This window comes from Kiloniella sp. (assembly GCF_048270245.1).
Classification (GTDB): Bacteria; Pseudomonadota; Alphaproteobacteria; order Kiloniellales; family Kiloniellaceae; genus Kiloniella.
Genome location: NZ_JBLWTH010000004.1, coordinates 276,271 through 297,479, shown reverse-complemented (window position 1 = coordinate 297,479; position 21,209 = coordinate 276,271). Strand labels below are relative to the sequence as shown.

The following is a 21,209-nucleotide window of genomic DNA, read 5'->3' as shown; positions in this document are numbered from 1 at the left end:
CACGATCGCTCCAGCCCAATAAAGTTTAACTCGTTCTTGTCTTGTGATCATAGGAGCTAAATAACTCCCAAAGTCTTAATTTTTGCTTTTGGATGCACTTCATTTTGCGACATAACGACCGTCGTGGGCCGAAAGCGCTCTACAATAGAACGTACATAGGGACGAATAACCGGGCTGCTCAACATGACAGGTGCTTCGCCCATCATGGCATGTCGTTCAAATGTTTGGCGAACAGCAGTTATAAATTCTTGAAGCTGGGTAGGAGGCATAGAAAGCTGTTTTTCTTCACCTTCCCCCACCAATGCCTGAGCAAAAGCTTGCTCCCACTGAGGTGACAGTGTGATCATTGGAATAAAGCCCTGTTCATTCTGATTATCATTGGAAATCTGTCTGGCAAGGCGCGAACGTACATGTTCAGTAATAAAGGTAGCGTTTCGTGTATAGGCACAGGCTTCTGAAATACCTTCGAGAATTGTCGGCAAATCACGAATGGAAATACGTTCGCCAAGTAGGTTTTGCAGCACACGTTGCAAGGCACCAACTGAAATTTGATTGGGAATAAGATCGCCAATAAGCTTCTGGTGTTCTTCACCGAGTTCGTCGAGCAATTTCTGTGTTTCAGCATAGGAAAGTAATTCGGAAATATTGTCTTTCACAACTTCAGTGATATGGGTCGTGATCACTGTTGAGGCATCAACAACAGTATAGCCGCGGAATAGGGCTTCTTCTTTCTGACCTTCATCAACCCACATCGCGGGTAAGCCGAATGTTGGCTCGACAGTTTCTTCGCCGACGAGTTGGATCTTATCGCCGCGGGGGTCCATGATCAGGAACATATTGGGACGAAGTTCTCCTTCGCCGGCGGCTATCTCTTTAACGCGAATAACATAGCTGTTCGCGCCGAGCTGAAGGTTATCCTGAATACGTACGGACGGTAACACAAACCCGAGTTCTTGAGCCAGTTGTCTACGTAAGCCTTTAATTTGATCTGTGAGCCTTTCCCCACCCTGTCCATTGATCATGGGGAGCAGTGCATAACCCAGTTCAAGCCGAAGGTTATCAATTTGCAAGGATGCTGAGATTGGTTCTTCCGCAACAGGGGCGGGTGCTGCGGCTTCCAGTTCTTTTTTATCTGCGAGGTCGGTTTTTTGTGTATCTTTCTTGTCACTATACCAAGCCAGTCCTCCTGTTGCTGCGGCGAGAAGAAGAAACGGAAAAGCAGGTGTGCCGGGCACGACAGCGAGCGCGACCATAAGGGCTGACGACAGCCCAAGAGCACGAGGGTATCCACCAAGCTGTGCAAAAATTGCTTTGTCTGCAGAGCCTGTTGTGGTGGTTTTGGAAACAAGAATACCCGCCGCTGTAGAGACGACAATCGCAGGAATTTGTGAAACGAGGCCATCGCCAACAGTTAACAAAGTGTATGATGTTGCGGCATCTCCGACAGCCATGTCTCGTTGCGCAACACCAATGATAATGCCGCCGATCACATTGATGAAAGTTATAAGAAGGCCCGCAATGGCGTCACCCCGAACAAACTTTGAAGCACCATCCATGGCCCCAAAGAAGTTACTTTCATCTTCCAGTGTCTTGCGACGTTCTCTGGCGTCGCCTTCATCTATAAGACCACTTGATAAATCAGCATCAATAGCCATTTGCTTACCGGGCATAGCATCCAAGCTAAAACGTGCTGATACTTCCGCAATACGTCCTGCACCCTTTGTAATAACAATAAAATTCACGATGACAAGGATGCCAAAAACAATAATCCCAATGACAAAGTTGCCGCCCATGACAAAGTTACCGAATGATTGAATAACCTGTCCTGCAGCGGCTGTACCTTGGTGCCCTTCAGCAAGAATTAATCGTGTTGATGCCAAGTTAAGCGATAATCGTAGCATAGTCGCAATCAGCAATACGGTTGGGAATGATCCAAATTCCAATGGTCCTTGAATAAAAAGGGCGGTCATAAGGATCAAAACTGAAAGCGTGATAGATAGCGCCAGAGAAATGTCCAGCAACCAGCTTGGCATCGGCAAAATCAAAACAATCAAAATTGCGATAACACCAAGGGCTAAGGCGATATCGCCACGCTTCATTGCTTCAATAGCTGAAGAAATGGTAGCTGGCAGGCCTAGTTTATTGCCATCTTGTTGTGGGCTACTGTCAGACATACTGTACTCTGATACTGTTTATGTGACTCAAACCGACGGGCTTAAGTGTTCACTGATATTCCCTGGACTAGTGATTTCAGTACCGTCTTCGCTATAAATTTTTAACTTGTTGCGAAGAGTTCTAATGGAAATACCCAGAATATTGGCTGCATGGGTTCGGTTGCCCAAACAATGTTCCAAGGTGTTTAGAATTAAATCTTTCTCAACATCTGCGACGGTTCTTCCGACAAGTTTTTCGTCAATCGGTGCTTCTGAAGTGCCGACATTTGGTGATGTCGGTTGGGTTGGTGTTCGCGCCCCGCCATAGGCATTCGCCGCTGCGGTACTCGCTGGTGCTTGTGAAACAGCAGTTCGGGCCGCTGCAGCTGGTGCAAAGCTGGACCCGGTCAACATGATGGCCTCGGGGCTGACAAGATTATCGCGAGATAACAGCACAGCTCTGTGCATTGTGTTTTCTAGTTCCCGAACGTTCCCGCGCCAGTGATGTTGCATAAGCTGTGTCATCGCTTCTGGCGTGATGGCAGGCTTAGGGACACCGTTTGATTCAGCATACTTTCCGAGAAAATGATCAGCTAGAATTTCTATATCCAAAGGGCGATCCCGGAGGGAAGGCATTTCGATTGTTACGACGTTAAGGCGGAAATAAAGATCTTCTCTGAAGTTCCCTTTTTTGACTTCTTCTTCCAAGTCTCTGTTCGAGGTCGCGAGCAGACGGATATCAACCTTAATGGGTTGGTTACCCCCGACACGATCAATTTCACGTTCCTGCACGGCCCTTAATAATTTTGCTTGTAGACGGGGATGCATTTCTGAAATTTCGTCGAGCAAAAGGGTTCCCCCGTTTGCTTCTTCGAATTTCCCTATACGTCGTGAGATCGCGCCTGTAAATGCCCCTTTTTCATGACCGAAAAGCTCTGATTCCAAAAGGTTTTCTGGAATAGCTGCACAGTTGACTGAAATGAAGTTCTTTTTTGCACGTTTTGATTTTGTATGCAGGAACCGTGACATCACTTCTTTACCCGTACCACTTTCACCCGTCACCAGTACCGAGGCATCTGATGGGGCAATTTGTTCAGCCAGTTTCAAGACTGCTGCGGTCGCGGGGTCTTTGTAGATCAGTGACGTGGTTTCTTCTGTCACTGCGGCCAAGACTGCTGCAATAAGTTCAGCATCGGGAGGAAGCGGAATGTATTCTTTTGCGCCGGATCTTATGGCGTCGCCAGCTTTTGACGGTTGGGTGCCAATGCCACAGGCAATGACAGGAACGGAAAAGCGTTCTGCATCTAGGTGTTTACAAAGTTTATCAATATCCAAACCGATATCGACCATCAACAAATCAGCACCATTTCCTGTGCGTAAAGAGGCCATCGCCTGATCAACGTCATCTACAGTTGCCACTTTTGCACCTTTTTCAAAGGCGATTTTGCCGGCAGTGATCATATGACCTTCTAGCGAACCAACAATTAGTAGGCGCATAACTTACTCTCCTGGTCGACGGTTACGTATATGACCGTCTTAATCAAAATAATTCACTCTCTGGTCCGGAGAGAGAATAGTGTTCAACATTATCTCCAAACGTCTTGGATTTTCTTGCTTACATACAGAACAGATACCAATGGTATAGATTTGATTCACGATCGCTTCAGTTTGAGAAATTCGTTCCAACTTGGCAGCAAGTGGATGAAAAACCATGTTTGATAAAATGGCTCCATAAAATGTCGTTAGAAGAGCAACAGCCATGCTGGGACCAATTGTACTGGGGTCTTCAAGATTACTAAGCATTTGGACCAACCCAACGAGCGTTCCTATCAAACCCATGGCAGGGGCAACTTCGCCTGCTCTCCTGAGGATATTAGCAGAACGTTGATGTCGGGTTTGCGTGGCAATTAACTGCTGCTCTAGGACTGCTTCCAGTTGTTCTGGCGCTATACCATCCACAAGCATTTCTGTTGCACGGTGTAAAAAGACACTGTTTTGAATGTCTTTTAGGTGTTTTTGTAGAGACAGAATACTGTTCCGTCGGGCGTTGTCTGCCAAAAAAAGAACCTGAAGAGCTGCATTCTTCGGGGTTTCAGCCTGGTAGAATGCTGCACGCATCATTGTTTTTTGCGATCTACTTACCTCATCAAAGGTAAAGGAGATCGTTGTCACCAAAAATGTTCCGCCGATGACAATCAGAATAGCAGGCAAATTAAAGAATGATCCTGGAGAGCCCCCAACAATCATTGCGACAATAATGATCAAAAACGCACCTGCAACACCGCCTAGCGTTGCATAATCAACCGTTGCATTGGATTGCGGGCGACTGGGGACTTCTGTCCCTTCTGTAGCGCGCGTTTGAGATGTATTTGCCATTTTTAGCTGTTATCCCAAATAGTCCTAGTTTCGGTCCATTTTGATGATCTCTGTCATTGTCACGCCTAGGCGGTTTTCAACAACAACGACTTCACCACGTGCGACTAATCTATTGTTTACATAGATATCAATGGCTTCACCAACCTTACGGTCCAGTTCAATGACAGCACCGCGGCCCAGTTTGAGAAGCTGGCTGACTTGCATATTGGCTTTACCCAAAATGGCTGAAACCTGTACCGGAATGTCGTAGACGGCTTCCAGTTCCTTTGCGTTGGTCGGCGGGCGTCCGCCAGGCTCTGGCATTGCTGAGTCGTCTTCCATCTCTGGCATGTCAGGAAAAGTGTCTTCAGCTGGGGCTTGTGTGTCATCATCGTTCATTGCGTTGTCTCATCGGTTGGTACAACTGCCGGGCTGACTGATGCTGGCGTTGCACTGGTTTTCCCGGCAGCTCCGGGCAGTGAGAAATTTGTAATTGCTCGACTAATAATTGTTTCAATTTCTTGTAAAAGCTCTGTCACAGTTCTTTCTGCGCCACCCTCGGCCCATTCCACCCGAACATCGCCTGCCATCATGCCGGGCTCTGACAAAAATACTAAATTGCCATTAAAACCACTTTGCTGGGCGACCTGTTCCAGTTTGTCTTGTACGTCATCCAGTGTTGTATCCGAAACACGAATAACCAATCTTGGTTCTTGTGGAAGACGATCGAGACATTCTCGGAAAACAAGAATAATTTCGTCCAGTGATGTATTGTTCACTAAGCTTGGGAAAAGTTTCTTGAGCGCTGTAAGTACAACTTCCATCGAAACACTTTGAAGTTCCTGAACTTGAGATTGTTGAACGGTTTGAAGTCCTTGTAATTGTTCTGTGATCAAATTAATTGATTGTGCGATTAATGCGTTAGCTGTCTCATCGGCATGATTTTGTGCATCTATTTGCCCGGCGGCAAAACCCTCGGCATAGGCAGCCTGTTTTTCCAATTCCAGATTTTCTACAGAGACGGCGCCTTCCGGTAAGGGGACTTCTTCTGGCTCTATATTCTCTTCAACATCGGGGGGCGGGGGTGCGGAGTTGCCCATAAAGTCTGAAAAATTATTTGTAGAGCTATTCTGGGGTTTATTTTTGTTCGGCTCTTCCCTGCCTTCAAACGAGGTATCAAAAAGGAACTTTTGTGTAGAATTCGCCACCACCTATCGCTCCTAATACACCAACTCGTCTTCGCCTTTTGAGTCGGCCATAACGATTTCGCCTTTTTCGGCAAGGTCTTTGGCAATGGTAACCATATACATTTGGGCTTCGTCCACATCTTTGAGGCGAATTGGTCCCATTGCCTGCATATCTTCTTTCATGATTTTGGCTGCACGCTCAGACATATTTGTAAAGAAGAGTTCTCTGAGTGTTTCAGAGGAACCTTTGAGTGCAATTGCCAGTTTGTCTTTTTCAGCAGCACTCAATAGAGTTTGAACCCCACCCGGGTCGAGGTTGCCTAGGTCTTCAAAAGTAAACATCAAGGCTTTGATGCGTTCTGCTGAATCTTTGTTTCGCTCTTCCAGGGCATTCATAAAGCGGCTTTCAACGTTCCGATCAAGGAAGTTAAAAATGTCAGCCATCATTTCGTGTGAATCACGCCTATTTGTTCGTGCCAGATTAGACATAAACTCGTTACGCAGTGTCCTTTCAACATCATCCAGAACGTCTTTTTGAACGGCTTCCATGCGGAGCATACGCATAACAACTTCCATGGCGAAGGGTTCAGGAAGAAGTCCAAGAACGCGTGAAGCATGTTCTGGTTTAACTTTGGATAAAATAACTGCAACGGTTTGTGGGTACTCATTCTTAAGATAATTCGCGAGCACGTTTTCGTTAACATTCGCAAGCTTTTCCCACATTGTTCTGCCTGCGGGGCCACGAATTTCTTCCATGATGGTGTCAACACGGTCCTTGTCGAGAACTTTCATCAACAGACGTTCTGTACTGTCATAGCTTCCGACAATGGTGCCTGTCGTAGAAATCTGGTCCGCAAACTCAACGAGTAAACGTTCAATCAACTGGGCACTCACAGTACCAAGTGTTGCCATTATTTGTGAAATCTCGCGGATTTCGTCATCTTCCATGAGCGCAAAAAGTTGAGCTGTTTGCGCTTCGCCCAGTGCCATCACAAGAAGTGCTGCCTTCTCTGGGCCGGTCATTGTTCTATAGTCGTCACGCATACTCGTTGCTCTTACCTGTGATCATATTCGGACTTGTAGATGTTATTTGCCTTCTTGATAAAGCCATCCGCGTATAATCTGGACAGCTTCTTCAGGATGTTTTTCGACGATTTCCCCAATCTTGTTCAGGGATGAGGCGCGGACACGCCCCTCTACCTTATTCATATCGATCATCTGTTCGATTTCGTTGTTAACCCCACCTGCCTCGGTCGGAAGGCCAGCTTCATCTGTTCCCCCCGCTGTTGAGGTTAGAAGAGGTGTTCCATCAGCGCCTATCTGAGCGGGCATACCGGGTATCATAGTTGCCCCTGGGGCCCCAGCTGGAACGGCCATAACCATTGGACGTCCATCTGGACCGGGAATCGTGATGGTGCCGCCGCCTTCACCATCGCCGACAGGTGCAAAATCACCGTCAATGACGCGTGTAACAAGAGGGCGCACAACAAGGAGAAGGATTAGAATTGCAACAACTCCAAGTATAAAGAGTTCAGCAAACCGCATCATATCTTCTTTATCCATCCCAAGAACTCCTTCTTCAGGAAGGAGTAGGGGGTCAAGTTCTGCAAAACGGAAATTGGCAACTTCAACTGTGTCGCCACGGTTTTCATCAAACCCTACGGCCGATCTAACAATTGCGCCAAGCTGTGCAAGGTCTTCTTCGCTTCGGCTTGTAAAGGTTCTTACGCCCTCTTCATTAACTTCTGTGATGTCATTGATAATAACGGCCACAGATAGGCGTCTTACAGCACCGGTTTCGCGAACACGTGTTTTAATGATTTTTGAGTTTTCAAAGTTGACTGTCTCTTCCAGGCGAGAGCTGTTGCTCTGGCTTCCTGAAGCACCACCGAGCTGACCTAAATTGGCATCAGGTAGATTGTTACCAACAGTAATGCCTTCGTTCCCGGCATTATCAGCTTCATTCGCGCTTTCTTCAACTGTTTGCGTAGACAGGACAACCTGACCATCAGGATCATATGTTTCTGAGTTTTCTGTTACTCTGTCAAAGTCCATTTCTGCAGAAATCTGAACCTGAGCATTGCCACGCCCAACATACCGTTCCAATAATTCTTCTACAGTACGCATCAATCGCGTTTCATAAGCAACACGGCGTTCGTCAGCAGTACTTGTCAGTTGATTGAGATCACCTTCTTCTCCGCCGCGGGCCAGAAGGTTTCCTTTGTCATCAATAATGGATACGTTTAAGGGCTTCATACCCGGTACAGCCGCAGAAATCAGATGCTGGATAGATAAAATTTGCTGGCGGTCCAGAGTATTGTTGCCCTGTGTTGTGACAACAACTGATGCAGAGGGGGATTGTTTGTCTCTGCTAAAAAGCTCTCTTTGTGGTAATACAAGATGGACCCGGGCCTGTTTAATTCGGTTTATAGATTTAACCGTCCGGGACAGTTCTCCTTCTAGTGCACGTAAGTGATTTATATTCTGTACAAAGCTTGTTGTTCCCAGGGCTTCGGATTGATCAAAGATCTCATATCCGATTGAACCGCCGGATGGCAGTCCTTTTTCTGCCATAGCGACACGCATTGCGCCTACTTTGTTACTGGGGACATAAACAGCATCGCCAGCAGGGGAAAGTTTGTAAGGGACCTGTAGTTGTTCAAGCTCACTAACAATCTGCCCACCATCCTGCGTATCGAGATCGGCGTATAACAATGCCATTTCCGGTGTGGCAACACGTCCGGTCAGGTATATGAAAAATGCAATAATAGCTGCTGCTACGCCAGCCATTATGCCAAGGCGAACAGGCCCGAGGTTCTTCAATGTATCTACGAATGTATTCACTACCGCACGATCCGAATTATTGCTATTCACTTACAGACACTTAAAATCTGCTAACACCAACCTATAGCTATTCGGTAAATAGGAGGTTAACAAAGGAAAAAATTGCCTAGTAGTGGGAAAAAATTGCCCAGCGGATTGAATCAAATTTTATCTATATAAGTCAAGAGCTTATTGTGTAAATAACAATAAGCTCAATAATAAAGGCTATTTTTTTGTGAAAATTAGAGGCGGTATCAGAAAGAAATATATATTTTTTCTAGTGTTTTGATGCCTCTTTATGTTCAGTATCTATACGGTATTTTTGTAGATGAGTGGTTCTTAGCCCGCGTAATCCATGGTTATCAATCAAGCGCTGCCAAGAAAGAAACTCTTCTAATGATAACTTATATCGCTTGCAGGCATCATCGAGGCTTATGACGCCATTTCTAACACCGGCAACAACTTGTGCTTTACGTCGTATGACCCACCTTTTCGTTTCCGGTGGCGGTAGATCGTCAAGAGAAAGAGGATGTGCATTTATATCCGCATCACTCGTCCGTCGGCCTAAATTGCGAGACGGCATGGTTTCTACTCCAGCAATTTAAATAAGAATTGCTTTTATAGGGGGAGGTTATTGAAAAACTATTAATATCAATAATTTAGACAATTTATCTTAAATTTTATGTATTATTTAATTTGTCTTTTTAAACAGTCTTTTAGGGATAAAAAAACAGCCATTCAAACATGAATGGCTGTAAAAATAATTTTTTGTTTTCGTTAATATTGCTTATCGAGCGATTCTTATGAGCTCATCAAGCATTTCATCCGCTGTCGTAATGATTTTCGAGCTTGCGGAATAAGCCTGTTGGGTCACAATCATTTTTGTGAACTCTTCGGCAAGATCAACGTTGGAAGCTTCTAGTGAAGAAGAGGCAATCAGACCTGCACCACCCACCTTCGGGCGGTTGAGCAAGAAGTTTCCTGATTCTGCTGTCGCACTATAGGCATTCCCCGTTCTGCCTTCCAAACCGTTGGGATTTGGGAACATGCCAAGAGGAATTTGTGCAATATCCAGTTGTTCGCCGTTGTCAAAAAGGGCGGTTACAACCCCTTCTTCATTAACAGATACACCTCGGAAATTACCAAAGGTCACGCCATCCTGTTCAGCAGAGTTAAGAATGAAGTTGCCAGAAAACTGGATAATCCCATCCGGTGACCCAACAGTACCTGCGTCAAGAGCAATTGTGCTGTTTGTCGCACCTGTTGAACCTACGGACCAATCAATTGTAATCGGTGGCATGTTGATCAAACTTGGAACACCACCGGAAAATTGAATTGTACGCGGTAGGTTGGCAACAATACCGCTGGTGGCACCGTTCAATGTTGGGTTTAAGACAGTCATGGACCAATCATTTGCGGCTGTTTTGGTAAACGCCAACTGCATATCATGGGTGTTACCCAAGTCGTCATATACTTGAACGGTCGCCAGATATTGATCGTTATACTGTGTTGCTGTTGATGCTGAAGCAGCCGCAGTTTCTGTGATAGCATTGCCGTAACTGCCGACGTCAATAGTGCTTGATGATCCATTGTTCCAAGAATAGAGCGGATCGGGAGGCGGAAATCCAGATGTCGGACGACCTGTTGCCGGATCGAATACAACTGTTGTTGGGCCACCATTATTAACTGAACCACCGGCTGGAGCTAATGCTTCAAAGCTCCACTCGTTTGCCGCAGCTAGTTTTGTCCAGCGATATGTGACAGATTGTGCGACACCTGTTGGATCGTTTACAGTTGTGACCACATCATGTTGTGTGCCTGCTACAGCTGCGCTGTTGAGGTTAGTTTCAAGGGCCACGTCACTTGTCTGTTCAGTAGGTAGAACTGTCGATGGTAGATTGAGTGCAAGCTCTAGGTTCGTCGTCGCCCTTGCCGTACCATTTAGATTTGCAACGTTGATCGTTTCAAGCCCAGTAAAGGTACTGCCGCTGGTTGGCGTACTGCTACCCGGAGTTATCGGCCACCCTTGCAAGTAATATCCACCGGCATTCACGAGGTCACCTGAGGCGTTTGGCCTGAATGATCCCGCGCGGGTAAACAGGTATTGCGTTCCTGTCGCACCACCTGGTCTGTCGGCGACGACAAAGAAACCTTTACCAGCAACGGCCAGGTCAGTCGCAGATGCCGTACCTTGTAATTGGCCTTGTTTATCTATGTTTCTCAACGGAGCAGAACGTACGCCACCAGGGGCATAGAGCGTTTCACTCGAAGATTGGGCAACCAGTGTTGAAAAACGTGCTGTCACGCCTTTGTAGCCAGTTGTGTTAACGTTTGCTATATTGTCCGAAATCATGCCCATCGCATTACTCTGAGCCGAGAGCCCGGACACGCCAGAATAAAGGGCGCCATAAATACTCATGATCCAATCTCCCTAGTGGTAAAGAGTGCAATTAGGCAGAGCAAGCTCTTCGTCCGATAAAATAAATCTACGTAAGTACTCATTTTCATCTTAAGAACTTTCTCCGGTGGTGGAACTTTTCTGAACGACGGCTTGGACGCTATCCAGTGGTGCTTCGATTTCACCGATGTTCAAGATGACGCTACCATTGCTCATCTGAACGCCTGTGACCGTACCTTGAATACCTTGTGCCGTTTGAATTATCTTTTCATCAGAATCTTTTGCGACAACACTGAAGGCATAGATGCCATTTTCCATCTGGTTGCCATTGTCATCTTTGCCGTCCCAATGAATTGTATGTTGTCCTGCAGAGGTTTGACCTTGAAGGGTTCGTACTGTCTTGCCCTCGGAATTAAGAATTTTAATCTCAGTGGTGGCTGCATTCGCCGTCAAACCATAAATCGCGTCTGCGCCGCTATCGCTCAGGTTGAGAACAATACTGTCTGCTTTTACCTCTTTTCCAACGTAATCAAGGGCAGAGGTTAGTTGAGTGTTACTTTGTAGAGCAATCAAGCTGTCGAGCTTCTTATTTGTGTTCAATCCAGCTTCAGTTTGGGTGAATTGTGTTAATTGGTTCACAAATTCAGTGTTATCTGTCGGTTCCAATGGATCTTGGTTTTTGAGCTGAGTGGTCAACAGTTTCAAGAACATGTCGAATGTATCGTTGAGTGACTGGCCACCGGTTAAGGAGCCTGACCCACCAGATTCTTGATATGTTACTCCGTTTACGGGGGCTGGAGCTTGTGCTGCTGTCGTGTCCATTTTATTCTCCTGCCATTCCCTTAAATACTAATGTCCAAGTCGCCGTCATGTGACGATTTCTTCACAATGTCTGCTGTTTCAGTTAAGTCTTCGTCACTCGCAGAAACGTTTTCTGTGCCAGCTAATTCGGGCCCTTGGTTACGAGTAGAATTTTGTTCACTACCACCCTGTTTTAGGTTAAAGCTCAGGCTTTGTCCGTCTGTTTTAAGGCCCGCGTCTTGCAGCGCCTTTTCCAGCATCCGAGAATCTCTTTGCAGCATATCCAGTGTGTCCGGACGTTCTGCTGAAATCATGGCTTTCATGGTGCTGCCGTCGACAATTTCCAATTTCACATCTACGCGCCCTAGTTCAGATGGGTGTAGTTTTATTGAGATACTGTCTTTATTGGCGCTGGCCGCCTTGCGAATGTGTATCGACAGCTGATCGGCTGGGGTTACATTCATTGATCTTAGAGTGCTTTGTAATGGGGCTGTCTGTGCTGGCTTGGAAGTACGATTTGTTGACGCCAGTGTATCTGCAAAATTCAGATTACCAGTTTGCACTTGTGTCTTTGCGTTTGTCGCTTGGCCAAGATCAGCTTTGATCATCCCGTTGTTACTTTGGGACTGTCCGTTAGCGCTATTGCCATTTTGCCCAGGATTGTTAGCCAAAACGGCTTGTGCGACCTGACCTGGCGTTGCTGTCTTGCCATTAACTGTTTGTGCAGCAGTTGCTGTGGCCAAGCCTTTTGATTTGTCTTGAGCACTTGCGTTTGCTGAGGCGGTGTTTGCATCTTGACTGCTTTGTGCACTTACTGATGTAGAGCCGGTCAGGCTATTCATTGGCCTGGATGTTACGTCTGCTTCAGTAACCTTGACATTGGCAACGCCTGCGTTGTTTGCCCCTTGGTTAGCGCTTTCAGGTTTTGTGTTCTTTTGGGGGGCTACAGTAGCCGGAGTGCCTTGGTTTGCAGCTCCATTGGTAGCAGCCTGTTTTAAGCTAGCTGCTGTCTGAGAGGCTGCCTGTTGAGAGGCTGGTTCTACAACAGCAGCTGCGACATCATTGCTATCTGTTGCTGTATTTTCATTTGAACCAACTTCTTTATTTTCAAGGGCTGTATCGTTGTTATCGATATCGGACGTGACCGCTTGTTGCTCATCTTTTAGATCAGATGAATTCTTTTTGTCGTCTGACGCATGCTGTGCAATATGGTCTTTTTCATCTGCTGGATGTTCGACTGCAGATGATTTTGTATCTTCGTGGGCCTTGGTCTTGTCTTCGAATGTTTCTTTCGGGACGCTGAAGCTGATTTCGCGCTCTCCAGGCCAAGGTGTCTTATTAAAGATATTTCCGAGCAATGAATTATCACGTGTCAGGGAGGGATTGACAGCTGCAGATTTACCCGAGGAGCCGACAGCGTTCAGGTATTCCGCAAATACTTGGCTAGCATTAGGTGCCTGTTTACCTTTTACCGTCGACTGTTGGGAAACAGTTCTGTTAATATCTATATTGTAGTTGTTCATCATTCTATCCCTGAATCTCTAAATCATTAAGCCAAGTGGAGACCAGAACGGCGATGGTTTTGGGTTGATGAGAGGGGCCAAGTAAAACATTCTTCTTCTAATGACGGATGAAGTGTTACCCAAATTTGCCGGAAGCTCATGATGAGCGAGATGGACTCTTTAGCCGATTCCAAATCATTTTTGACATTGGTTCGGGTAATGTTCGCAATTAAACTCAAGTGGGTTTGCATAAAAGCACCGCGAACATTTTCGGAAATGTCTGCCTTCATTTCTTCTTCTATAGCATCCAATAAGGCAGAAGCTTTCATCGTTGCATTGAAGCGCTTTTCAATTTCAAGAGTGGTCACCGCATCCTTTGCTTCACCCAAAGCATTAATAGCATGGTTGATAAGCATCAGAACCTCACCTGGTGACGTATCTAAAGAGTCTAGTGGTGTTGCTGTTGTGTCCGCTTGCCAATGCATTTTGTGTCCAATCTATCTTGAATTACAAAAACTCAGGATGATTAATGCAAACTGCGGGCCAGTTTTTGGTGGTGATGTTTTTTGTTGTTTTAAAAGGGAAATATCATCGTAAAGAGATGGGAAGGAAAAGAATGCCGGGTATAAATTATTGGAAAGTGATAAAAGATGCCGGGTATGTTGAGCTTTTTAACCTATAGATAATTTGCATGGGGAGAATGGGTTCTGTTCGCTCTTTGTTTTAGGTATTCCCCATAGCTACTGCCGTCGAATTTTTCTGCCAGAGTTATAAGTTGGCTGTTTGATATGTAGCCCATGTTATAGGCGACTTCTTCTATACAGCATATTTTTAGGCCTTGACGATCCTCAATGATTTTAAAAAAGTTTGAGGCATCCATTAATGAGTTCACGGTTCCTGCATCAAGCCAAGTTGTGCCGCGAGAAAGGAATTTGGCCTTTAGTTCTCCTCTGTTAAGGTAGATGTTGTTTAAATCGGTGATTTCCAATTCGCCCCTAGAACTGGGTTGTACCTGTTTTGCGAATTCTACGACTTGATGGTCGTAAAAATAGAGGCCAATCGCGGCAATATTGGATTGAGGATTGGTTGGCTTTTCAATAAGCGAGAGTACATTACTATTCTTGTCGCATTCTATAATGCCGAACCTTTCTGGCTCTCTAGTAAAGGCGCCAACAATATAGGCCCCATTCTTTACGGACAGACATTCGTTCCAGACAAGGTTTAGTTGTCCCCAATAAAGAATATTGTCTCCAAGTATTAAACAGACCGGCTCGTTGTTGATGAATTTTTCACCAATAATAAATGCTTCGGGTAAACCTTTAGGGTGTTTTTGTGTTTCGTATTGGATAGAAATTCCTAGTTGCGATCCATCCCCCAGATTATCTTCGATGGCAGTTCTATCTTTAGGGGTGGTTATGATTAGAATGTCTCTTATACCAATTAACATCAACGTTGCTAGCGGGTAATGAAGCATCGGCTTGTCATAAATAGGAAGTAACTGTTTGCAGGCAACGTCAGTGAGAGGCCTTAACCGTGTACCGGAGCCGCCAGCAAGTATAATGGCCTTTTTTATCATTTCTATGAGTCCCCGATAGAATAACCAAGTTCAAGATAAGTGGTCTTTCTCTGTACTTTTGTATTCTCTTAAAAATATGTTGAGATATCAATCAGATATTTTTTGGACATACGGATGTCAATTGTTGCCGCTACATTGTTCTTAGCTAGGAATTGTTTGCCATTTTACCGGGCAGAAAAGTCTTTTTATTGTCTAGGTAAAACAATATTTCCTATTCTGAAAACATTAATTTGAATTATAACTATTTGAAATTTAAAGATGTTTTTGTTTGGCATGACCTTTGCTTATCAATTGGGAATTCAACACGTGCCGTCTCTGGCGGTGGAATGGCAAGAAGCCTTCCGTTGAGCTAAATGTGAAAGGAAAGAACATGCCTACAGTAACGACAAATACAGCAGCTAATTCAGCGCTGCGTTTTCTGAATTTGAATTCAATGAAGTCTGGGAGCTCGATTTCTAAGCTTGCTTCGGGGTCACGTATCGTAAATGCATCAGATGATGCCGCTGGTTTGGCTATTGGTACACGCCTTCGGGCGGATAGTAATGTCCTGCAGCAAGCTTCTATTAACTCCGCCCAAGGTGCATCCGTTATGCAGGTTGGTGACGGTGGTCTGGCACGGATTTCAGATGTGTTGCAACGATTGAAAGCTTTGGCTGCAGCTTCTTTGTCTGGGGTGCCGACAGATACTGAACGTGGCTTTATTAATGCTGAGTATGCGCAATTACTTTCTGAAATTGATGGTATAGCTGCAAGTTCACGCTTTAACGGTGAATCTTTGCTTGATGGTACTGGAGCACAATTTGGTGCAGGACCAGTTAGTTTCTTTGTTGGCGTTACGACGGCAGATGTTATTAGTGTCGACATATCGACTTTAAGCGGGACAGCGAGCAATTTCTTAGCGGCAAGCTTGGCTACAGGTGGAACTGCATTGGGGTCAACAGATGTTAGTACGTCTTCTGCTGCTGCTACTGCGATGGCTTCTGTTGATTTAGCAATAAATGAAATTTCTGAAGCCCGGGCCAATATTGGTTCTATTGTTTCTCGTTTTGAATTTAGGCAGCAACAGGTTGCTACGTCTAAGGAAAATATTGATGCGGCGCTTTCATCTGTGATGGATGTTGATCTTGCGGCTGAACAATCTCGCTTGGTTTCATCCCAGGTACTTGTTCAGGCTTCAGTGTCTGCTTTATCTCAGGCAAATCAATTGCCTCAGACACTGTTATCCTTACTGCAATAAGAGGTAATTCTAATATACTTTCACATAGCTTTCGGGCGTCCAGGATGGACGCCCAAATATGTGATAAATACATACAGTCGATTTTTTTATATTTTTGCGCTACATTTAATTTATGTTATTTGAATTCTTTATTATATATTAAAGGTGACAATTCAAATTTCAGGGCCAGCCTTTGATCCCTTTACTTACACCCGATATGCCGTCTGCTCAGGAACTTCTTCCCTATTTAGATTTAATCGATAGGGATAAATGGTATTCAAATTATGGCCCGCGATTGCAGGAATTTGAAGGAAGAATAGCAGATTTTTATAACCTTCCTAGTTGTAATATTACCACGACGTCAAGCGCAACAACGGGCCTTATGGCTGCCTTGAAAGAAACGGTTTCACCTATTTTTTCTTCTGAGGGAGGCAAAAAGTTTACGTGTTTGCTTCCTGCTTGGACGTTTGTTGCTTCCGCGCAAGCTGTCCTGGAGGCAGGTGGTGAACTTCTTTTTTGTGACGTTGATGCAGTTTCAGGCGTGTTAACGCCATCTATTGTAGCTGAATATTTAAAGACACCAGGATGTCAGAAGCCGGATGTTGTTATGCCTGTTGCTCCTTTCGGAGCGACGATATGTGTGTTCGATTGGGATGCCTTCTCTAAAGAATTTGATATCCCTGTTGTGATTGATGCTGCTGCATCTTTTTATGGCTTGATCCCAGGAACCAGCCCAGCCGTTGTTAGTCTACACGCTACAAAAGTATTTGGGGTCGGGGAAGGAGGCTTCGTTGTTACTGATAATAAAGAATTTGTGGCTAAAGTCCGGCAACGTTGTGAATTTGGATTTTTTAAAGGTCGTAAGGCGTTGTCTGGTGGTGGAAACTATAAAATAAGTGAATACCATGCTGCTGTCGGATTGGCGCAATTTGATCGTATAGACTTGTTACGGGCGAGGTACCTAAAGACAAAACAGCAGTATTTGTCGGTCCTGAGTGAATGCGAAGGGATAGTTTTTTTTGCTGGTGAAGAATTTAATGTCAGTTCAACGGTAAATGGTATTATCCTATCGGGAGGGGCTGAGCGTACAGTGTCTGGGTTGAGGGCGCTGGGGATCGGTGCATCGATTTGGTGGGAGGATCGCTTGCATAGAAATATACTTTTCAATCCTAATACGACTCATAATTCCTTTCCTGTTTCAGATTATTTTTATGATAAAGTTATTGCTTTACCTTTTTATTCTCAAATGTCGAAAGCTGAAATGGTAGAGGTGAGAAATGGGATTCGATCTATATTTTAAATAAATATATTTCCAAGTTATGCTAGGGGTTTAGGCGTATTTTTTTGCTCTGACGTATGCTTGATGGGATTGTATTTGCGCCGTTAATGATATGTTAATATATTGAGCTTAAATTAAAAGGATGTTGGGTTTTTGTAATAGTTAAAGTTAATGATCTCTGACATTACTGTTTTGTTCCAGGAGGGAATGAAATGGGCGGCTGCCAAGAAGGCGGCCTATATAAGTGACTTAATCTAGGATGGGTTAAGTTTAACATACTTCAAGTAGAAGGAATAATTTTATGCCCGTAGTTGGTACAAATACTGCAGCGAATTCTGCAATCCGTTTTCTTAATAATAACGCTAACATGGCTTCTAACTCTGTGTCGAAATTGGCTTCAGGGTCTAGAATTGTGCGTGCGTCTGATGATGCTGCTGGTCTTGCGATCAGTACAAAGCTTACTGGTGATGTTACTGCTCTTAAGCAGGCGGCCACTAATGCTTCGCAAGCTGCTTCAATCATGCAGGTTGCTGATGGTGGTCTGGCGCGGGTAAGTGATGTGCTTCAGCGTATGAAGGCGCTGGCTTCACAATCGCTATCTGGTACAGTCACTGATACAGAGCGTGCTTACATCAATGCTGAATTTACCGCGCTGAATTCTGAAATTGGTGGTATTGCTGATACAACGACCTTTAATGGCAGCGAGCTGATTAAAGCTGGTTATAACCAGAATTTCTTTGTTGGAATTGCGACTGGTGGTGCTGTTAATAATATTGCGGCCGATCTGTCTAGTGTTGACGCTTCGGCAGCAGCTGTCGGTGGTTCTGTTTCAAACGCGAGTGCTGCAGCTACTGCGTTTACAGCGGTTACAACCCAGATCAGTAACATTGCGGAAGATCGTGCGACGGTTGGTGCGCTTATTTCTCGATTTGAAACCCGTGGACAGCAGGTTGCAACCTCTATTGAGAATATTGAAGCTGCAAACTCAAAGCTTAAAGATGTCGATCTGGCGGCAGAACAAAGTAAACTTGTGACTGCTAATGTTCTCACTCAAGCAGCGGTTTCCGCTTTGTCTCAGGCAAACCAGATACCACAAACTTTACTTAGAGTTCTTCAGTAATAGTTTAGCTAATGGATTACGTAGCAGATATTTTACTTCTGCTACGTAATCATGTACTTTGTAAGCTAGATAGAGATTTATGAGAGAGGAGGAGGTCAGATGTCAGAATTAACAATTCCTAAGCAGCCAACTCAATCTGTCTCAAATATCTCACCTCAGGGTGTTGTGAGTAGGCAAAAAATACCGACTAGTACGGTGAGTGCGGCAGCATTGTCTCTTGAAAAGATTTCTATTGCAAACAGCGTTATTGATGCTTCGCCTGTAACGCAAGTAAGTCAGACGATGCATGATCCTGAGGCCGTAGTTGCTTCATTAGCGTCAAATATTATGACGTACAGAGATAGCGAGTCTGGACGATTGGTCGTCCGTTTGATTGATGAAGACAATAATGCGGTGATTTCTGAATTTCCGAGTAAAACGATGCTGGGAAATTACCCTAAACAATCAAACTTTCCTCTTGAAGTAAACACGAGCCTAGATACAAAAGCATAATTGGAATGCATTTTGCATACTTATTTAATGTGTTTTTGATATGGAGTAGGACATGGACGCTGGAACTCTAACATACGTTAATGGCTCCCCGAGAATTACCGGACAGTATTCTGGGTTTGATACAAATGCTATTGTAGAAGCAACTTTATTAGCTAAGCGACTTCCAGCTGTTAGGATGGAAAGCACGATTAGTGACAATGAAGTTCAAACACAAGCTTATAACGAGCTTAATACGCTTCTAACTTCCTTAAGAGATTCATTAAACGGTTTGCGTAATCCCCCAGGGTTAAGTGGGCGAGATAGCAACATATTTGAAGCCAAGTCGGGTTTTTTAACTTCTTCTACCTCAACGCCTGCGACAGATATTCTTGGCGTTTCATCAACAAATTCCGCTGCTTCTGGTGTGTATGAGATAGAAGTATTGCAAATCGCTACCGCCAATAAAATTTCATCAAGTACCGTTGTTGATGCTACTGCAGCTCAGGGGATTACCGACACAATCACGCTAGGGGTATCTGGTGGAGCAACAAAAGATATTTCTATTACGTCTGATATGTCCTTGAATGATATTGCTGGCGCAATAAATGGTGTTACGAATGATACAGGTGTAAGAGCATCGGTAATCAAGGTTGGTGATAATGATTTTCGCTTGGTTATGACCGCGGAGGAAACTGGTAAAGCCATCACTCTCTCAGGGGCGGGTAATTTTTTAAGTACTTATGGCGACGGGGCTGTTTTAACTGAATTACAAGCCGGGGATAAAGCACAAATTAAAGTTGATGGTATCGCCACTGTAATTGAGCGTGATACCAATAATATTACTGACGTGATTGAAGGCGTGACAATTCAGCTTTATAAAGCTGAGGTTGGTAATAATATAAAAGTTGAAATAAATAATAATTTAGGTGGTATTAAAACTGCTATTAACGATTTTGTAGAAACTTATAATACTTTACGAGACCTTGTTAAACAGCAACGTGATTATGATCCAAGTTCATCTTCTGGTGGAAAACCGCCTTTGTATGGTGATGATATTCTTAGGCGAGTTGATCGAGCACTTAGTGGGATTGTGAGTACAGGTGCTGAAGGTGTGGATGGCGGTAAAGTAAATACGCTCGCTTTGATTGGGGTTGAGCTTAATGATGACAATAAGTTGGCTGTTGATAGTACCAAGCTTGATGATGCTTTAGTGACAAACCTGGATGGCGTGCGAAGCGTCTTTGAATTTACCTTTGAGCCGGACGATTCTCGACTTGCTGTTATTTCTCGTACCAAAGGAATTAATATTGATGATTTCTCTCTTGTCATTGATGGAGTTGATGGTAGTGGGAATATTACCGGCGCATCTGTGACGGGATATGGTGATGTCTTTGATATTACTGGTAATACACTGAAGGGGAAAGTTGGTACTGCTTTCGAGGGGATGACAATGGTTTTTGTTGGTACCCCTGGTAGTGGTTCTCAAACAATAGAGGTGAAAACATCTTACGGTATAGCGGAAAATTTCTTCCACTCAGTTGATGATTTTGTCAAGCCTGGGTCGGGACAGCTTTCTACACGGATACTTGAGTTGGCGGATGCAAATAAGGATCTGAATGAGAAGATTGTGGCTCTTGACGCCAGACTAGAGCTAACGCGAAACTTTTTAATAGAAAAATATTCACGACTTGAACAAGTTTTAGCGCAAGCCGATGCTATGAGAAAGCAACTTGAAGCCCAAGCTAATGCTAGTAAGAATTAAAGGGGTAATTTATGTATCCAAAACCCTATGGTTCAAACGCATACACACAAGCATCTATGAATGTAAGTCCTATGAAGGCAGTCATTATGTTGTATGAGGGGGTGATTCGTCTCGTTTCTGAGGCTCGTAGAGCTGATGAAGATCAGGATTATGAGGCAAGGTTTAATGCGATTAGCAAAGCATCTAAAATTATTATCGGGTTGCAAGGGCAGTTAGATTTTGAGAATGGTGGTGAAATTTCTCCAATGCTGCATCAGTTTTATGATGATTTGTTTATGCGAATGATGCAGATGAATTCTAGGAACTCTGGTCCTATTTTTGATGATGTTTTGGAAAGCTTGACCAGGATGAAACAGACTTGGGTCTTGGTTGATGAAAAAATGGGTAATGGTGCTGGTGCAAAATCATCTTCAAAGATGACTGATGGTACAGTTACTGACGATATGAAAACGGGTATTTCTTCTGCGTCATTAAGCATCTAGCCTTGTTATTTTCTTAATGGCTCCATTTTTTTACTTATTTTAAATATATCTAAGGGATAGCCTACTCAGTATGTATTGAGCTAA

General features: G+C 44.4%; 20 protein-coding genes. 7 read left to right on the top strand and 13 right to left on the bottom strand.

The annotated features are described in order from the left end of the window. Positions 1-56: 56 nt before the first annotated feature. From flhA to ACN0W5_RS11605, 12 genes are all read right to left on the bottom strand, one after another. Complete coding sequence (gene flhA, locus ACN0W5_RS11660; RefSeq protein ID WP_417454274.1) at positions 57-2,174, bottom strand: flagellar biosynthesis protein FlhA; 2,118 nt, start codon at positions 2,172-2,174, stop codon at positions 57-59. A gap of 27 nt (positions 2,175-2,201) precedes the next feature. Next, positions 2,202-3,650, bottom strand: coding sequence for a sigma-54-dependent transcriptional regulator (locus ACN0W5_RS11655; protein ID WP_417454273.1), 1,449 nt, complete (start codon positions 3,648-3,650; stop codon positions 2,202-2,204). A 39-nt stretch (positions 3,651-3,689) separates the two neighbouring features. Then, entirely contained in the window at positions 3,690-4,529 is an 840-nt protein-coding gene (locus ACN0W5_RS11650) for a motility protein A (protein WP_417454272.1), read from the bottom strand. 24 nt (positions 4,530-4,553) lie between these two features. Continuing rightward, a complete protein-coding gene (gene fliN / locus ACN0W5_RS11645) occupies positions 4,554-4,850 on the bottom strand; it encodes a flagellar motor switch protein FliN (protein WP_299380048.1) in 297 nt (98 codons plus the stop codon). Between the two features lie 53 nt (positions 4,851-4,903). Then, complete coding sequence (locus tag ACN0W5_RS11640; protein ID WP_417454271.1) at positions 4,904-5,716, bottom strand: hypothetical protein; 813 nt, start codon at positions 5,714-5,716, stop codon at positions 4,904-4,906. 12 nt (positions 5,717-5,728) lie between these two features. After that, positions 5,729-6,739, bottom strand: coding sequence for a flagellar motor switch protein FliG (gene fliG, locus ACN0W5_RS11635; protein WP_299380034.1), 1,011 nt, complete (start codon positions 6,737-6,739; stop codon positions 5,729-5,731). A 42-nt stretch (positions 6,740-6,781) separates the two neighbouring features. Next, a complete protein-coding gene (gene fliF, locus ACN0W5_RS11630; RefSeq protein WP_417454270.1) occupies positions 6,782-8,539 on the bottom strand; it encodes a flagellar basal-body MS-ring/collar protein FliF in 1,758 nt (585 codons plus the stop codon). Between the two features lie 256 nt (positions 8,540-8,795). After that, a complete protein-coding gene (locus ACN0W5_RS11625; protein WP_299380030.1) occupies positions 8,796-9,101 on the bottom strand; it encodes a DUF1153 domain-containing protein in 306 nt (101 codons plus the stop codon). Positions 9,102-9,305: 204 nt separating this feature from the next. Next, entirely contained in the window at positions 9,306-10,937 is a 1,632-nt protein-coding gene (locus ACN0W5_RS11620; protein ID WP_417454269.1) for a flagellar hook protein FlgE, read from the bottom strand. Between the two features lie 90 nt (positions 10,938-11,027). Then, positions 11,028-11,738 (bottom strand): flagellar hook assembly protein FlgD, encoded by a 711-nt coding sequence (locus ACN0W5_RS11615; RefSeq protein ID WP_417454268.1) that lies wholly within the window; start codon positions 11,736-11,738, stop codon positions 11,028-11,030. A 20-nt stretch (positions 11,739-11,758) separates the two neighbouring features. Beyond that, on the bottom strand, positions 11,759-13,240 hold the full coding sequence (locus ACN0W5_RS11610; protein WP_417454267.1) for a flagellar hook-length control protein FliK: 1,482 nt from the start codon (positions 13,238-13,240) through the stop codon (positions 11,759-11,761). 26 nt (positions 13,241-13,266) lie between these two features. Next, positions 13,267-13,704: a flagellar protein FliS gene (locus ACN0W5_RS11605; RefSeq protein ID WP_417454266.1), complete on the bottom strand. Its 438-nt coding sequence runs from the start codon at positions 13,702-13,704 to the stop codon at positions 13,267-13,269. Between the two features lie 44 nt (positions 13,705-13,748). Between ACN0W5_RS11605 and ACN0W5_RS11600 the strand changes: the two genes are divergently transcribed. After that, the gene (locus ACN0W5_RS11600) at positions 13,749-13,901 is read left to right on the top strand and encodes a hypothetical protein (RefSeq protein ID WP_417454265.1); all 153 of its coding nucleotides are present in this window, start codon (positions 13,749-13,751) and stop codon (positions 13,899-13,901) included. On the opposite strand, the gene rfbA is transcribed toward ACN0W5_RS11600, so the two are convergent. Next, the gene (gene rfbA, locus ACN0W5_RS11595; RefSeq protein ID WP_417454264.1) at positions 13,896-14,795 is read right to left on the bottom strand and encodes a glucose-1-phosphate thymidylyltransferase RfbA; all 900 of its coding nucleotides are present in this window, start codon (positions 14,793-14,795) and stop codon (positions 13,896-13,898) included. The genes ACN0W5_RS11600 and rfbA overlap by 6 nt on opposite strands. A 370-nt stretch (positions 14,796-15,165) precedes the next feature. Between rfbA and ACN0W5_RS11590 the strand changes: the two genes are divergently transcribed. The 6 genes from ACN0W5_RS11590 (at position 15,166) to fliS (ending at position 21,125) form a co-directional block, all read left to right on the top strand. Further along, entirely contained in the window at positions 15,166-16,032 is an 867-nt protein-coding gene (locus ACN0W5_RS11590; RefSeq protein WP_417454263.1) for a flagellin, read from the top strand. A 172-nt stretch (positions 16,033-16,204) separates the two neighbouring features. Further along, positions 16,205-17,311 (top strand): DegT/DnrJ/EryC1/StrS family aminotransferase, encoded by a 1,107-nt coding sequence (locus ACN0W5_RS11585; RefSeq protein WP_417454262.1) that lies wholly within the window; start codon positions 16,205-16,207, stop codon positions 17,309-17,311. Positions 17,312-17,591: 280 nt separating this feature from the next. Then, a complete protein-coding gene (locus ACN0W5_RS11580; RefSeq protein ID WP_417454261.1) occupies positions 17,592-18,410 on the top strand; it encodes a flagellin in 819 nt (272 codons plus the stop codon). A gap of 99 nt (positions 18,411-18,509) precedes the next feature. After that, on the top strand, positions 18,510-18,902 hold the full coding sequence (locus ACN0W5_RS11575; RefSeq protein ID WP_417454260.1) for a flagellar protein FlaG: 393 nt from the start codon (positions 18,510-18,512) through the stop codon (positions 18,900-18,902). Positions 18,903-18,954: 52 nt separating this feature from the next. Further along, complete coding sequence (gene fliD, locus ACN0W5_RS11570) at positions 18,955-20,643, top strand: flagellar filament capping protein FliD (RefSeq protein WP_417454259.1); 1,689 nt, start codon at positions 18,955-18,957, stop codon at positions 20,641-20,643. 11 nt (positions 20,644-20,654) lie between these two features. Beyond that, positions 20,655-21,125, top strand: a complete 471-nt coding sequence (gene fliS / locus ACN0W5_RS11565) for a flagellar export chaperone FliS (RefSeq protein ID WP_417454258.1) — start codon at positions 20,655-20,657, stop codon at positions 21,123-21,125. Positions 21,126-21,209: the final 84 nt, after the last annotated feature.

Excerpts from the sequence above, each read along its gene's own strand:
- ACN0W5_RS11575 (WP_417454260.1), top strand. The coding sequence starts at position 18,510 with ATGTCAGAATTAACAATTCCTAAGCAGCCAACTCAATCTGTCTCAAAT.
- fliN (WP_299380048.1), bottom strand. The coding sequence starts at position 4,850 with ATGGAAGACGACTCAGCAATGCCAGAGCCTGGCGGACGCCCGCCGACC.
- ACN0W5_RS11625 (WP_299380030.1), bottom strand. The coding sequence starts at position 9,101 with ATGCCGTCTCGCAATTTAGGCCGACGGACGAGTGATGCGGATATAAAT.
- ACN0W5_RS11580 (WP_417454261.1), top strand. The coding sequence starts at position 17,592 with ATGCCCGTAGTTGGTACAAATACTGCAGCGAATTCTGCAATCCGTTTT.
- ACN0W5_RS11610 (WP_417454267.1), bottom strand. The coding sequence starts at position 13,240 with ATGAACAACTACAATATAGATATTAACAGAACTGTTTCCCAACAGTCG.
- fliD (WP_417454259.1), top strand. The coding sequence starts at position 18,955 with ATGGACGCTGGAACTCTAACATACGTTAATGGCTCCCCGAGAATTACC.
- ACN0W5_RS11615 (WP_417454268.1), bottom strand. The coding sequence starts at position 11,738 with ATGGACACGACAGCAGCACAAGCTCCAGCCCCCGTAAACGGAGTAACA.
- rfbA (WP_417454264.1), bottom strand. The coding sequence starts at position 14,795 with ATGATAAAAAAGGCCATTATACTTGCTGGCGGCTCCGGTACACGGTTA.
- ACN0W5_RS11620 (WP_417454269.1), bottom strand. The coding sequence starts at position 10,937 with ATGAGTATTTATGGCGCCCTTTATTCTGGCGTGTCCGGGCTCTCGGCT.
- flhA (WP_417454274.1), bottom strand. The coding sequence starts at position 2,174 with ATGTCTGACAGTAGCCCACAACAAGATGGCAATAAACTAGGCCTGCCA.
- ACN0W5_RS11590 (WP_417454263.1), top strand. The coding sequence starts at position 15,166 with ATGCCTACAGTAACGACAAATACAGCAGCTAATTCAGCGCTGCGTTTT.
- fliS (WP_417454258.1), top strand. The coding sequence starts at position 20,655 with ATGTATCCAAAACCCTATGGTTCAAACGCATACACACAAGCATCTATG.
- fliG (WP_299380034.1), bottom strand. The coding sequence starts at position 6,739 with ATGCGTGACGACTATAGAACAATGACCGGCCCAGAGAAGGCAGCACTT.
- ACN0W5_RS11605 (WP_417454266.1), bottom strand. The coding sequence starts at position 13,704 with ATGCATTGGCAAGCGGACACAACAGCAACACCACTAGACTCTTTAGAT.
- ACN0W5_RS11650 (WP_417454272.1), bottom strand. The coding sequence starts at position 4,529 with ATGGCAAATACATCTCAAACGCGCGCTACAGAAGGGACAGAAGTCCCC.
- ACN0W5_RS11600 (WP_417454265.1), top strand. The coding sequence starts at position 13,749 with ATGCAAACTGCGGGCCAGTTTTTGGTGGTGATGTTTTTTGTTGTTTTA.
- ACN0W5_RS11655 (WP_417454273.1), bottom strand. The coding sequence starts at position 3,650 with ATGCGCCTACTAATTGTTGGTTCGCTAGAAGGTCATATGATCACTGCC.